Here is a 13,111-nt window from a genome sequence, read left to right as displayed (position 1 = left end):
ATCCGGGGCATCGACGCCGTACAGGGGCGGGATCGGAAATCGCGGGCCGGGGCTACAGCAGCCCCGATGCACGGAAGCTGACGAAATCGTCGCCAGCGACAATGAGATGGTCCAGCAGGCGCAGGCCCAGTTCAGAGGACAGACGGGAGAGGGTGTCCGTGAGTTCCCGGTCCTGCCGGGATGGATTCGGACTACCGCCGGGATGGTTGTGCACCAGAATCACGCCGCTGGCATGATGGCGCAGAGCCAGTTCGAGAATCTCCCTGGGATAGGCCGGGGTCTGGTCCACGGTGCCCCTGGAGACCCGCTCGAAGCAGAGCAGCCGGTTCTGGGTGTCCGTCAGGATAACCCAGAATTCCTCCTTGGTCAGGCCGCCCAGACGGGCCCGGACCAACTCCCGGACCTGCTCCGGGGAGGAAAAGGTTTCGCGGCGGGCGAGAGGCGCGGCGCTTTTGCGGACCAGGCACTCGCGCAGGGCCGTCCAGAAGGTGACCACGGCATCGCCCAGGCCGGGGATGTCCCGCAAGGCGGCCGGATCGGCCATGAGCGCCCTGTCCAGAGAGCCAAAACGGGCCAGAATGTCCTTGGCCAGTGGCTTGGTGTCCCGCCGGGGCAGGACGTAGGTCAGAAGCAGTTCCAGCAGTTCGTAGTCGGCCAGGCTCCGGGGCGAAGCGTTCAGACGCTCCCGCAGGCGCTGGCGGTGTCCGAGATGGTGCTCTACCACAGGCGCTGCGCGTCCCTGACCAGACTTTCCAGAGCCTGAGCCGGACGCATCCGGCCGGTCTTGATGTCCGTGTCGGTTCTGAGGGCCAGGTCCCACAGGCGGGCGACGCGATCCGGCCCGAGCTGCCGGGCCAGCTGCTGCTTCTGTTTTTTTATGCCGGGAGGGAGCTGCACCTTGGATTCCTCGCCGTGCAGAAGCCGCCAAAGCAGACGGGCCTCGCGCACCAGCAGGGCGGAAATGGGAAAAACCATGTCTCCGTCGGCCATGGCCGGATCGTTCAAAAGCGTGTCCCAGGCGCGGCGGCGGCCCTCGGGGCTTTGCAGTTCACGCAGGAAGACGAAGATTTCAAAGGGCTCTTCCGGCTGGAGAGTATCCAGATGCTCCGGGCGGATGACTCCACCGTCTCCTGCCAGAAGCAGGATTTTTTCCAGCTCGTTGCGCAGGGCGATAGTGGCAAGGGGCAGGGATTCGATCAGGACTTTCCTGACCCCGGGGGCGAAAGTCAGCCCGTGACGGGCGGCAAAACCGTCCACTTCGCGGCCGATGGTGGCGCGGGACAGGCCCGGATGCTCCCATATCCAGCCGTTTTTCCGGGCCGCCGCCCAGTACCGGCCTTTGGTCACGGCCCTGGCCGGGGCGGGCTTGCCGGCCTTCCATTCCGATTCCAGACAGAACATGGGCCACACGGAGGGCCGGGCCATGGCCAGAGCGCCGTCCATGCGGGACCAGAATTCCTCGTCCCGCTCCTGAGCCCGGCGCAACACCACGGCGTTGGGCGGCCCCATCATGGAAGGAACGGTCAGGACCTGCCAATAGTCGGCGGGCAGTTCCTCATCTCCCCAGAAAATTCTGGGCGCAAAGCCCGTTCCGTCCAGAAGCTCGGCCACCCGGTCCTTGATGAGTTCCGGGTCCGGACTGAGCAGAAAGGAAAAGCCCTGTCTGTCCATGAATCAGAACTGCTGGGCCAGTCTGTCGGCCACCATGCGCATGGCCAGATCCACGGCGTTCTGCGTGGCCTGCCGCTTGGCGCCCGCGCCGCGGTAGCTTTCCGAGGCGGTGACCAGCCCGGAAGTCCAGATGAGGGAATTGGTCTCGGTACTGAAAAAGCTGACTTCCAGCTGGATGACCACCTGAGAGGTAACGGTCACGTCGTCCAGACCCTTGACCGAATCCGAGGAGCTGTACTGGCGTACGTTCAGAGTCACACGGCTCTGGGCCTGCTCTCTGTCCACCCAGACCACCCGGCCCCTGCGGGTCAGTTCGTCCCGCAGGCCGCTTCGAAGCATGGGCTCCAGCCATGTTTCAGTGGAAGGATTGGTGACCTTGCCCAGGTACAGACGAGTATTGTCCTGAGGCAGGCTGATGGGGGCCTGGGCCGAAAGCCGGTACCCGCAGGCCGAAAGCAGGCACAGAAGCGCCAGAGTGCTAGCGCACCACCACGTTGACCAGTTTTTCCGGGATGACGATGACTTTGACAATGTTTTTGCCCTCAATATGCCGTGTGACGTTGGGATCTTTAAGAGCCAGGGAGCGCACCTCTTCTTCCCCGGCCCCGGCCGCCACGCTGATCTGCCCGCGCAGCTTGCCATTGACCTGGATGGCGATGGTGACCTCGGCCGTCTTCAACGCTTCCGGATCGTACACCGGCCACAGCTGTCCGGTCAGACCGCCGGCATGGCCCAGCCGGGCCCAGAGTTCCTCGCAGATATGCGGGGCGATGGGCGACAGAATCGCCAGCAGCGACGACACGGCCGAGGACAACAGCAGGGGGCCGTAGGGGCTTGTCCGCAGCTCGTCCTTCAGGGTGTAAAGGGCGTTGACCAGCTCCATCATGGCCGCGATGGCCGTATTGAACTGGAATTTGTTCTCGATGTCCCGCTCGGCCCGGCGCACGGCGTCGTGTTCCCTGCGCCTGAGTTCCGCCTCCGCCGCGCTCAGCGCTCCGGGTGCGGCCACGCACGGGGACACGGGAGAGAGCACGCCTTCCAGTTCGTCCACCAGCCGCCACAGCCGGTTCAGAAAACGGCTGGCCCCCTCGATGCCCTTGTCGTTCCATTCCAGATCCTTTTCCGGCGGCGCGGCAAAAAGACAGAACAGCCGCACCGTATCGGCCCCGAATCTGGCGATCATCTCGTCAGGGTCCACTACGTTGCCCTTGGATTTGGACATCTTCGAGCCGTGCAGCAGCACCATGCCCTGGGTCAGCAGATTCTGGAAGGGCTCGTCGTGGTTCAGATAGCCCTCGTCGCGCAGGGCCTTGGTAAAGAAACGGGAATAAAGCAGGTGCAAAATGGCGTGCTCGATGCCGCCGATGTACTGGTCCACGGGCAGCCAGCCGCCGGTTTCCGGAGAAAAAGGAGCATCTTCGTTGCGGGCGGCGGTATAGCGGGCGAAATACCATGAGGATTCCACAAAGGTGTCCATGGTGTCCGTTTCCCGGCGGGCGGGCTTGCCGCAGGCCGGGCAGACCGTATCAACGAAAGCCGCGCAGTCCGGCAGGGGCGAGCGGCCGTCGGGATTGACCTGCACGTCAAGAGGCAGCTCCACCGGCAAATCTTCCCGGGAGACCGGGACAATGCCGCACTGATCGCAATAAACGACCGGGATGGGCGCGCCCCAGTAGCGCTGGCGGGAGATGTTCCAGTCCCGCAGGCGGTAGTTGACCGTGGGTTTACCCACACCCCTGGCGGCCAGCTCATCCACGATGGCTTTCTTGGCGGCCTCGCTGTCCATGCCGTCGAACTTCCCGGAATCTGTCATGACGCCGGGCCGGGTAAAGACGCCCTCCACGGTCTGGCCGTCCCCGGGAACAATGACCGTGCGTACGGGCAGATTGTATTTGGCGGCGAATTCACCATCGCGCTCGTCATGGGCGGGCACGGCCATGACCGCGCCGGTGCCGTATCCCATGAGCACGAAGTTGGCCACGTAGATGGGCATTTCCCGGCCGGTGAAAGGATGCAGGCAATAGCGTCCGGTGAAGACGCCCTCCTTTTCCAGGTCCTCGGCCGTACGCACGATGCGGTCCATCCTGCTCACGCGCTCCACGAACTCCCGCACGGTCCCTTCCTGCCCGGTACCTGCGATGAGCTTCTCCACCAGCGGATGTTCCGGAGCCAGACTCATGAAGGTCGCGCCGAAAAGCGTGTCCGGCCGGGTGGTGAAGACCGTGACGGTTTCGTCCATCTCCTTGATGGAGAAGGTTATCTCCGCGCCCACGCTCTTGCCGATCCAGTTACGCTGCATGGTCAGCACGCGCTCCGGCCAGCCTCCGGCCAGTTTGTCCAGATCGGCCAGCAGCTCCTCGGCGTAATCCGTGATGCGCAGAAACCACTGGGACAGTTCCTTCTGTTGCACCACGGCGTCACACCGCCAGCACAGACCCTCTTCCACCTGTTCGTTGGCCAGCACCGTGTGGCAGTCCGGGCACCAGTTGACCGGCGCTTTCTTGCGGTACACCAGACCCTTTTCCAGAAACCTGAGGAAAAATTCCTGCTCGAAACGATAGTATCCAGGATGGCAGGTGGCGATTTCCCGTTCCCAGTCGTAGGAATAGCCCAGGCTCTTCAGCTGGGCGCGCATGTGGGCGATGTTCTCGTAGGTCCACTTGGCCGGATGGGTCCCGTGTTTGATGGCCGCATTCTCGGCGGGCAGGCCGAAGGCGTCCCAGCCCATGGGATGAAAGACGCTGAAGCCGCGCATACGCTTGTACCGGGCCACCACATCGCCGATGGAATAGTTGCGCACGTGCCCCATGTGGATGCGGCCCGAGGGGTAGGGAAACATTTCCAAAACATAATATTTCTTCCCGCCCGAAGCCTCTTCCGTGCGGAAACAGTTCTGGTCGGCCCAGACTTTCTGCCACTTCGCTTCTATCTGCTTGAAATCGTAATGCGCCATGTTTCCCTCTGTTTTTTGCAGGGCTCCGCCCCGCACCCCGCAAGAGCCAAGGCCCCTGACCCGTTTCTTGGCGGATCTTCAGGAAACCATCTGAAGTCCGCCCATATTGAAGAGGCCCTGTTTTTCCGTATTTTTTCGGTCCGTATCCGAAGCGATGCACTATCGTCCGTTTTCCCTGGCCACGGCATCCAGCACGCCGTTCACGAAGGTCCCGGAATTGTCGTCCCCAAAATCCTTGGCCAGTTCGACGGCCTCGTTGATGACCACCTTGGCCGGCACATCGGGCATATGAAGCAGCTCGAACAGGGCCAGGCGCAGAATGGCCAGCTCCACTCTGGCGATGCGCTCCAGTTTCCAGTGCCGGGAATGCCCGGCGATGATGTTGTCCAGAGCCTCCCGGTGCTCGAATACACCCTCGGTCAGAATCCAGGCGTAAGACTGCTCCCGGTCCATATCCGTCTCTTCCTCGGCCCAGAAATTGTCGAAGGACGCGGCCAGAACGTCCTTCGACGGGTTCTGGCCGAAGCTCAGCGCATAGACGAGCTGGAAGGCAAAACGGCGCTGCTGCCTGCGGTTGGGCGTCACGAGCCGCTCCTACATCTGTTGCAGCACGCGCAGAGTCTCCAGAGCCGCGGCCGCGGCCTCCACGCCTTTGTTGCCGGCCTTGCTGCCCGCGCGCTCGATGGACTGTTCCAGTGTATCCGTGGTCAGAAGACCGAATCCGACGGGCACGCCTGTTTCCAGAGCCACATGGGCGATGCCCTTGGTGGCCTCGCTGCACACATAATCGAAATGGGGCGTGGCCCCGCGAATGACCGCGCCCACACAGATGATGGCGTCGGATTTTCCGGCCTTCGCCGCCTTGCTGGCCACGATGGGCAGCTCAAAGGCTCCGGGCACGCGGATGATGGTGATATCCTCGCGGACCGCGCCGTGACGCAGCAGATAATCCACCGCTCCGCCCGTCAGCCGGTCCACGATGAAATCGTTGAAGCGGGTGGCGATGATGGTGAATTTCAGCCCCTGGGCCTGCAACTGGCCTTCGATGGTCTTGATATGCGGCATGACGTCTCCTTGGATGGACGAGATGATTCGGGATGATACTGCCGGATTCTCTGAAAATCGCACCGATTCCGAAAAGGGGTCCAGGGACGAGTCCCTGGCGGGGTGCGGGCGGAGTCCCGCAAAACTTCTGCTCAGTTTTTTCCGGCGTCCAGATGCAGCAGGTGCCCGAGCTTGTCGTGTTTGGTGCGGAGGTAGCATTCATTCTCGGCGCCGGGCGGCATTTCAATGGGGACCCGCTCCTCCACCTTGAGCCCGTAGCCCTCCAGGCCGATGATCTTCTTCGGATTGTTGGTCAGAAGGCGCATGCGCTTCACGCCGAGGTCCACCAGAATCTGCGCGCCCAGGCCGTAGTCGCGCAGATCCGGAGCAAAGCCCAGCTCCAGATTGGCCTCCACCGTGTCGCGCCCTTCATCCTGAAGATGGTAGGCCTTGATCTTGTTGCCAAGCCCGATGCCCCGGCCTTCCTGACGCATATACAGGATCACGCCCGCGCCTTCCCGGTCGATCATGCGCATGGCGTGCCTGAGCTGGCCGCCACAGTCGCAGCGCAGGGACCCGAACACGTCTCCGGTCAGACATTCGCTGTGCACGCGCACCAGAACAGGCGTGTCCTCGTTGATCTCCCCTTTCACCAGAGCGATGTGCGTGTGAACATCGATATCGTTTTCATAGGCAATGATGGTGAACTCGCCGTGGCTGGTGGGCATGCGGGCGTCGGCCACGCGGCGGACCAAGGAGTCCTTGCGGGAACGGTAGGCGATGAGATCCGCGATGGTGGCGATCTTCATGTCGTGCTCGGCCGCGAATTCGCAGAGCTGGGGCATACGGGCCATGGTGCCGTCGTCGTTCATGATCTCGCAGATCACGGCCGCCCCCTTCAGGCCGGCCAGACGGGCCAGATCCACGGAACCTTCGGTCTGTCCGGCGCGGACCAGCACTCCTCCCGGCTTGGCTCGCAGAGGAAAGACGTGCCCGGGCGTGGCGATGTCCTCGGGCGTGACGCCGTCGGCCACGGCGGTCTGGACGGTAAGCGCCCGGTCATGGGCGGAAATGCCCGTGGTCACACCCTGACTCGCCTCGATGGACACGGTGAAATTGGTGCCGAACTTGGACGTATTGCGCTTGGTCATGAGCGGCAGCTGCAATCTGTCCACCAGAGGGGGTTCCAGAGCCAGACAGATCAGGCCGCGTCCGTATCTGGCCATGAAATTGATGGCCTCGGGCGTGATCTTTTCGGCGGCGATGGTCAGGTCGCCCTCGTTTTCCCGGTCTTCGTCATCCACCAGAATGATCATCCGGCCTTCATGTATTTCCTTGATGGCCTCCTCGGCCGTGCATCTGTGCATAGAGTCCTCGTGACGAATTCAGAAGCCGAATCCGTGTTCCCGCAGAAAATCCGGCGTAATGCCCGGTCGCCGGGTACTATCGGGGCCAGCGCCCCAGGGGCCGAGCATGCGCTCGACGTACTTGCCGATGACATCGGTTTCCAGGTTGACCCGCGTTCCCGGAGTCCAGCCGGAAATGGTGGTTTCCCCCTGCGTGGCCGGGATGACGTTTACTTCCAAATAGTCCTGACCGCAATCGTTGACCGTAAGACTGACGCCGTCCAGAGCCACCGAGCCCTTCGGGATAATCTGCGCTGCCAGACGGACGGGAAACTCCAGACGGCAAAGACGGGATTCCCCGGCCTGGCGGATGGAACGCACCGTAGCCAGAGCATCCACATGCCCCGAGACCAGATGTCCACCCAGGCGGTCTCCCAGACGCAGGGCCCGTTCCAGATTGACGGGCGCCCCCGGCCGCAGCAGGCCGAGATTGCTCACAGTCATGGTTTCGGCCGAGGCATACGCCGTGAAGGCGCCGGACGAAAAGGACTCCACGGTCAGGCACACGCCGTTGACCGCGATGGACTCTCCCCGGACATAGTCCGTGAGGGAGAAGCGGGGGGACAGGGTGAGCCGGGTTTCGCCGCCGTGACGCGCGATGTCCGCCACGGTGCCGACACCCTGCACGATGCCGGTAAACATGTGCTACTCCTCGGGATGCAGGCGCAAATACAGATCCGTGCCGTGGAAACTTTGCTCCACCAGCCTGAAACTCCAGCATTCTTCCATGGAGATTGCGCCCCGGCCGGCAAACGCCGGGCGCCCGTCCTCGTCGCCCAGAATCTTCATGGCCTGGAAAATACGCAGTTCGTCCATGAGCCCCTGAATACGCAGGGAAGCGGCCAGCCGTCCGCCGCCCTCGGCCAGAACGTAATGAGTGTTCCGGTCCCGGCGCAAACGGTGCATGCCTTCGGCCAGATCCAGGCCGTGTCCGCCTTCAGGGAGCCCCCACACGGCGGCTCCCAGCTCCTTCAGCCGCGTGGCCCGTCCGGAACGGGCCTGATCCGGCGATGTCCAGAAGATGACCCGATCCGCCCCTTCGATGAGCAGAATGTGGTCGTGCGGCGTTTCCGGCAGCCTGCGGGTGACGACCACCGCCAGAGGCTGGGGGCCTTCATATCCGGGCAGGCGGCAGGTCAGCCTGGGGTTGTCGGTCCGGAAGGTTTCCCCGCCCACCATGACCGCACCGCACCAGGAACGCAGTCGATGCACTTCCCGGCGTGAGGCTTCGCCCGAAATCCAGGCTGTCTGACCGGTGCGGGCCGCGATTCTGCCGTCCAGGGTGGTGGCCAGCTTGACGATGGAAAAAGGCCGGTCCGTGGTCTGCCAGATGCGGAAATCGGCGATGAGGTCCCGGCATTCCCGCTCGCGCACACCCACGCGGACCGCCACGCCCCGGCTGCGCAGAAAATCTGCCCCCCCACCCGTCACCGCAGGATTGGGATCAGCACAGCCCACGGTCACCTCGCGGACGCCCGCATCCAGAATGGCCTGAGTGCAGGGCGGCGTCTTGCCGTGATGGTTGCAGGGTTCGAGGGTCACGAAAAGAGCGCAGTCCGCCGGGTTCACATTTTTCCGGCAAGCGTCGGCCAGGGCTTCCACCTCGGCGTGAGGGCGCCCCCAGGCCGTGTGCCAGCCTTCGGCCACGATGACTCCATCGCGGACCAGCACCGCTCCCACGCAAGGGTTGGGAGCGGTGCGGCCCTCTCCGCGCCGGGCCAGGGCGATGGCCCGGTCCATGAAGTCTTCAGGACTCACGAGCGGGCCGCTCCATGAGATGATAAGGAATGCCCGCTTCGTCCAGCATCTGCCGGGACATGTCGTCGGGATAGCCTTCGGCGAAATGGATGGTTTTCACCCGGCAGTTGATGAGCATTTTGGCGCAAAGAATACAGGGCTGCGTGGTGCAGAAAATGTCCGCGCCTTCGATGCTCACGCCGTGCATGGCCGCCTGGATGATGACGTTCTGCTCGGCGTGCAGGGCACGGCAGAGTTCGTGACGCTGACCCGAGGGGATGCCGAGCTGATCCCGCAGACAGCCGATATCCAGACAGTGTGCCAGCCCCGCCGGAGCACCGTTGTAGCCCGTGGCCAGAATGCGCTTGTCCTTGACGGCCAGCGCCCCCACCCGGCGGCGCAGACAGGTGGAGCGTTCGGCCACGAGATAGGCGATGTTCATGAAATACTCGGCCCAGGGGATGCGTTTGTCCATGCGGCCCTCCTTCCGAAGAAAACAAAGCAACCACAGGACCGGAAACCCGGCGCTGTGGTTGGCGGGAGAAAGTGCGGGGCAGCGCCTACCAGGCGAAAAGGGGAAACTGTCCCGCGAATTTTTCCACTTCCAGCCGGGTTTCCGTCAGGCGGGTTTCATTATCCAGATTCTGCAGCACCTGCACGATCCATTTGCCCACCCGGCGCATATCGTCGGTCTTCATGCCGCGCGTGGTCAGGGCCGGAGTGCCCAGACGGACACCCGAAGTGACGAAGGGCGAACGGGTCTCAAAGGGCACGGTGTTTTTGTTCACGGTGATGCCGGCCTTGTCCAGACCGATTTCCGCGTCCTTTCCGGTGATGTCCTGCTTTGTGAGGTCCATCAGGATCAGATGATTTTCCGTGCCGCCGGAAACCAGATTGTACCCGGCGTCCCGCAACTCCCCGGCCAGAGCCTGGGCGTTGTCCAGCACCTGCTGCTGATAGTCGCGAAATTCCGGCCTGAGGGCTTCGCCGAAGGCCACGGCCTTGGCCGCCACGACATGCATGAGCGGTCCGCCCTGAATGCCGGGAAATATCTGGGAGTTGAGCGTCTTGCCGAACTCTTCCGAGCTGAGGATCATGCCGCCGCGGGGGCCACGCAGGGTCTTGTGCGTGGTCGTGGTGGTGAAATGAGCGTGGGGAACGGGCGACGGATGCAGGTCCACGGCCACCAGCCCAGCGATGTGGGCCATGTCCACCAGCAGCTTGGCCCCCACGGTGTCGGCGATGGCCCGGAAGCGGGCGAAGTCCAGAACGCACGGATAGGCGCTCGCTCCGGCGACGATCAGCTTGGGCCGGTGCTCGGCCGCCAGAGCTTCCACTTCGTCGTAATTGATGCGTCCGGTTTCGCGGTCCACGCCGTAAAACACGGTTTTGAACAGACGGCCGGAAAAATTGACCGGACTGCCGTGGGTGAGATGTCCGCCGTGGGACAGGTTCATGCCGAGAACGGTATCTCCGGGCTCAATGGCGGCAAAATAAGCCCCCATGTTGGCCTGGGAACCAGAATGCGGCTGCACGTTGGCGTACTCCGCCCCGAACAGCTGCCTGGCCCGCTCGATGGCCAGGTTTTCGGCCATGTCCACATATTCGCAGCCCCCGTAGTAACGCTTGCCGGGATAGCCTTCGGCGTACTTGTGGGTCATGACGCTGCCCTGAGCCAGCCGCACCGCGTGAGAAACAAAATTTTCCGAGGCGATGAGTTCCAGTTTGGTGATCTGCCGGTTGGTTTCCAGTTGGACAGCCTTGGCTATCTGCGGATCCTGGCGGGTGAGTTCGTCCATAAGAGTACTCCGTGTCATCCCGCTTGTGGCGGGTCAGTGGTTCGATACCGCCGCGCGGCGTTCCCGGCGTTGGCCGCGCTGCCCGACGGGAAGCAGAAAAGCCCGCGCCGTCGGTCTTCAGCTGAAGCGGCGTAAAATGATGGATGCGTTGGTGCCGCCAAACCCAAAGGAATTGCTGATGCCGTATTCCAGGTCCATCTTTCTGCTCTCTCCGGGCGTGTAGTCCAGGTCGCAATCGGGATCGGGGGTGTCCTGATTGATGGTCACGGGGACCACTCCGGTGAAAAGGCTCATGGCCGTGAATACGGCTTCGGCCCCACCCGCCGCGCCAAGGAGATGCCCGATCATGCTCTTGTTGGCCGTGACAGGCATTTTGTAGACATGCCTGCCGAACACGGTTTTGAGGGCCGTGGTCTCGGTCTTGTCGTTCAGCTTGGTGGAAGTGCCGTGGGCGTTGACGAAGGATATCTGTTCCGCGGCGATCTCCGCATCCCGCAGGGCCGAACGCATGGCCTGGGACATGCCCTGGCCGGATTCTTGGGGGGCGGCCATGTGGAAGGCGTCGCCGGAAGCGCCGTAACCGACGACTTCGGCGTAAATCCTGGCCCCGCGCGCCTTGGCGTGCTCCAGCTCTTCCAGCATGAGCAGTCCGGCCCCCTCTCCGATGACAAAGCCGGAACGGCCCGCGTCAAAGGGGCGGCTGGCCTTTTGCGGCTCGCCGTTGCGCGTGGTCAGCGCCTTCATGGCATTGAATCCGGAAACGGCCATGGCCGTGATGGTGGATTCCACCCCTCCGGTGATGCAGGCCTTGATCCGCCCGAGCTTGATGTCGGAGAAGGCGCAGCCGATGGCGTGAGAACCCGAGGCGCATGCCGATGTGGTCACCAGGTTGGGCCCCTTGGCCCCGGTATGGATGGAAATCTGTCCCGACGCCATGTTGGAAATGAGCATGGGGATGTAAAACGGCGACACGCGGCGGGGTCCGGCCTGCACGAGCTTGCCGTGAAATTCCTCGATGGTGCCGAGGCCGCCCAGGCCGCAGCCAAGAAGCACGCCCACCTCAGGGGCCATCGCGTCAGTCATCTCCAGGCCGCAGTCGGCCATGAGCTGCTTGCCCGCGGCCACGGCAATCTGGACGAAACGGTCCATGCGCCGCGCCTCCTTGACGCTGACCCAGGCTTCGGGATCGAAATTTTTCAGCTCCCCCGCGATCTTCGTTTCAAAATCCGAGCAGTCAAAGAGCGTGATGGGGCCGATGCCGCTCACTCCGGCCACAAGGTTGTCCCAGCTCTCCTTCAGGGAGTTGCCGATGGGCGTCAGAGCCGAAAGGCCGGTCACGACAACACGTTTTCCAATCATGTTCTTCCCGAATTTACAGGTATGGGGCGGGTTTCCGCCATTGAAAAAAGGTACCCCGTGGGCGCGGGGTACCGGAGAGTCCGTATTTGCCGGAGCGAAAAGCTAGGCCGTCTTGGATTTGATGTAGTTCACGGCATCCTGAACCGTGACGATCTTCTGGGCGTCTTCATCATCGATTTCGATGTCGAACTCCTCTTCCATGGCCATGATCAGCTCCGTGATATCCAGAGAGTCGGCTCCAAGAGACTCCATGAAAGAGGATTCGGGCTTGACCTCGTCCGCAGACACGCCCAGCTGCTCCACCACCAGTTCCTTCACTTTCGCTTCGATAGACATTGTTCCTCCAGATTGTGTGCTGTGTTGACGGGCCCGGCTACATGTACATGCCGCCATTGACCCCGAGTATCTGACCGGTGACGTACGCCGCCTGGTCCGATGCAAAATAAACCACCGCGTCGGCGATAGCCTGGGCCGACCCGAGAGCACCCAGCGGGATGCGCTCCAGATATTTGTCACGGAGATCCTGCGGCAGCGCGTCCGTCATGTCAGTCTCGATGAAGCCGGGAGCAATGGCGTTGACCGTGATGCCGCGCGGAGCCAGTTCCAGGGCGGCGGTCTTGGTCAGACCGATGAGGCCGGCCTTAGCGGCGCAGTAGTTGGCCTGCCCCGCGTTGCCGGCCTGCCCGCTGACGGAAGAAATGTTGACGATGCGGCCCTGGCGCTGCTTCATCATGATTTTCGCGGCCTGTTGCAGGCAGGCGAAGGCGCCCGTCAGATTGACCGCGAGGACCTGCTCCCACTGCTCGCGCTTCATACGCACCAAGAGGCCGTCCTTGGTGATGCCCGCATTGTTGACCAGAACTTCGAGAAAAACCTTGTCCTTTATCTCCGAGGTGAAAAATTCCGCCACCGCGTCCCAGTTGCCGACATCCAGCTGAAATCCCCGGACCGTACCGTCCGCCGCCGCAATTTCGTCACACAGGCTCCGAGCCAGCTCGGGGCGGCTGACGTAAGTGAAATAGACCTGGTAATCCCGGGCCGCAAGGCTTTTCACGATGGCCCTGCCGATGCCGCGAGTGCCGCCGGTGACCAGGGCCGTTTTTCGTGTTCCGTTCATAAATGACCTCGTGAAAATGCGGGGA

Annotated in this window: 14 protein-coding genes; all 14 read right to left on the bottom strand. The window is 62.8% G+C overall.

The genetic code is table 11. The annotated features are described in order from the left end of the window. Positions 1–52: 52 nt before the first annotated feature. Complete coding sequence (gene radC / locus AXF15_RS06415) at positions 53–724, bottom strand: RadC family protein (protein WP_066604912.1); 672 nt, start codon at positions 722–724, stop codon at positions 53–55. After that, positions 718–1,671, bottom strand: a complete 954-nt coding sequence (locus AXF15_RS06410) for a DNA polymerase III subunit delta (protein ID WP_066604909.1) — start codon at positions 1,669–1,671, stop codon at positions 718–720. The genes radC and AXF15_RS06410 overlap by 7 nt, the downstream gene beginning before the upstream one ends. Before the next feature lie 3 nt (positions 1,672–1,674). Beyond that, positions 1,675–2,202, bottom strand: coding sequence for an LPS assembly lipoprotein LptE (gene lptE / locus AXF15_RS13480; RefSeq protein ID WP_169793614.1), 528 nt, complete (start codon positions 2,200–2,202; stop codon positions 1,675–1,677). Then, entirely contained in the window at positions 2,150–4,624 is a 2,475-nt protein-coding gene (leuS, locus tag AXF15_RS06400) for a leucine--tRNA ligase (protein WP_066604901.1), read from the bottom strand. Before leuS ends, lptE begins: the two co-directional genes overlap by 53 nt. Before the next feature lie 159 nt (positions 4,625–4,783). Next, positions 4,784–5,209 carry a transcription antitermination factor NusB gene (gene nusB / locus AXF15_RS06395; protein WP_066604892.1) on the bottom strand — a complete coding sequence of 142 codons (426 nt, stop codon included), beginning with the start codon at positions 5,207–5,209 and terminating at the stop codon, positions 4,784–4,786. Between the two features lie 9 nt (positions 5,210–5,218). Then, positions 5,219–5,689 carry a 6,7-dimethyl-8-ribityllumazine synthase gene (ribH, locus tag AXF15_RS06390; protein WP_066604890.1) on the bottom strand — a complete coding sequence of 157 codons (471 nt, stop codon included), beginning with the start codon at positions 5,687–5,689 and terminating at the stop codon, positions 5,219–5,221. Positions 5,690–5,820: 131 nt separating this feature from the next. Further along, complete coding sequence (locus AXF15_RS06385) at positions 5,821–7,035, bottom strand: bifunctional 3,4-dihydroxy-2-butanone-4-phosphate synthase/GTP cyclohydrolase II (RefSeq protein ID WP_066604888.1); 1,215 nt, start codon at positions 7,033–7,035, stop codon at positions 5,821–5,823. Positions 7,036–7,053: 18 nt separating this feature from the next. Beyond that, positions 7,054–7,716, bottom strand: coding sequence for a riboflavin synthase (locus AXF15_RS06380; RefSeq protein WP_066604886.1), 663 nt, complete (start codon positions 7,714–7,716; stop codon positions 7,054–7,056). 3 nt (positions 7,717–7,719) lie between these two features. After that, the gene (gene ribD, locus AXF15_RS06375) at positions 7,720–8,832 is read right to left on the bottom strand and encodes a bifunctional diaminohydroxyphosphoribosylaminopyrimidine deaminase/5-amino-6-(5-phosphoribosylamino)uracil reductase RibD (RefSeq protein ID WP_083517905.1); all 1,113 of its coding nucleotides are present in this window, start codon (positions 8,830–8,832) and stop codon (positions 7,720–7,722) included. Next, complete coding sequence (locus AXF15_RS06370; RefSeq protein ID WP_066604878.1) at positions 8,822–9,286, bottom strand: deoxycytidylate deaminase; 465 nt, start codon at positions 9,284–9,286, stop codon at positions 8,822–8,824. Before AXF15_RS06370 ends, ribD begins: the two co-directional genes overlap by 11 nt. Before the next feature lie 85 nt (positions 9,287–9,371). Beyond that, positions 9,372–10,610, bottom strand: a complete 1,239-nt coding sequence (gene glyA, locus AXF15_RS06365) for a serine hydroxymethyltransferase (protein WP_066604876.1) — start codon at positions 10,608–10,610, stop codon at positions 9,372–9,374. Positions 10,611–10,727: 117 nt separating this feature from the next. Beyond that, a complete protein-coding gene (fabF, locus tag AXF15_RS06360) occupies positions 10,728–11,969 on the bottom strand; it encodes a beta-ketoacyl-ACP synthase II (RefSeq protein WP_066604874.1) in 1,242 nt (413 codons plus the stop codon). Positions 11,970–12,071: 102 nt separating this feature from the next. Beyond that, entirely contained in the window at positions 12,072–12,305 is a 234-nt protein-coding gene (acpP, locus tag AXF15_RS06355; RefSeq protein ID WP_066604871.1) for an acyl carrier protein, read from the bottom strand. A gap of 37 nt (positions 12,306–12,342) precedes the next feature. After that, on the bottom strand, positions 12,343–13,086 hold the full coding sequence (gene fabG, locus AXF15_RS06350) for a 3-oxoacyl-[acyl-carrier-protein] reductase (RefSeq protein WP_066604868.1): 744 nt from the start codon (positions 13,084–13,086) through the stop codon (positions 12,343–12,345). Between the last annotated feature and the right edge of the window lie 25 nt (positions 13,087–13,111).

The organism is Desulfomicrobium orale DSM 12838 (genome assembly GCF_001553625.1).
GTDB lineage: Bacteria > Desulfobacterota > Desulfovibrionia > Desulfovibrionales > Desulfomicrobiaceae > Desulfomicrobium > Desulfomicrobium orale.
Note: the sequence above shows the minus strand (reverse complement) of the source record. Positions and strands in the feature narration are given on the sequence as shown.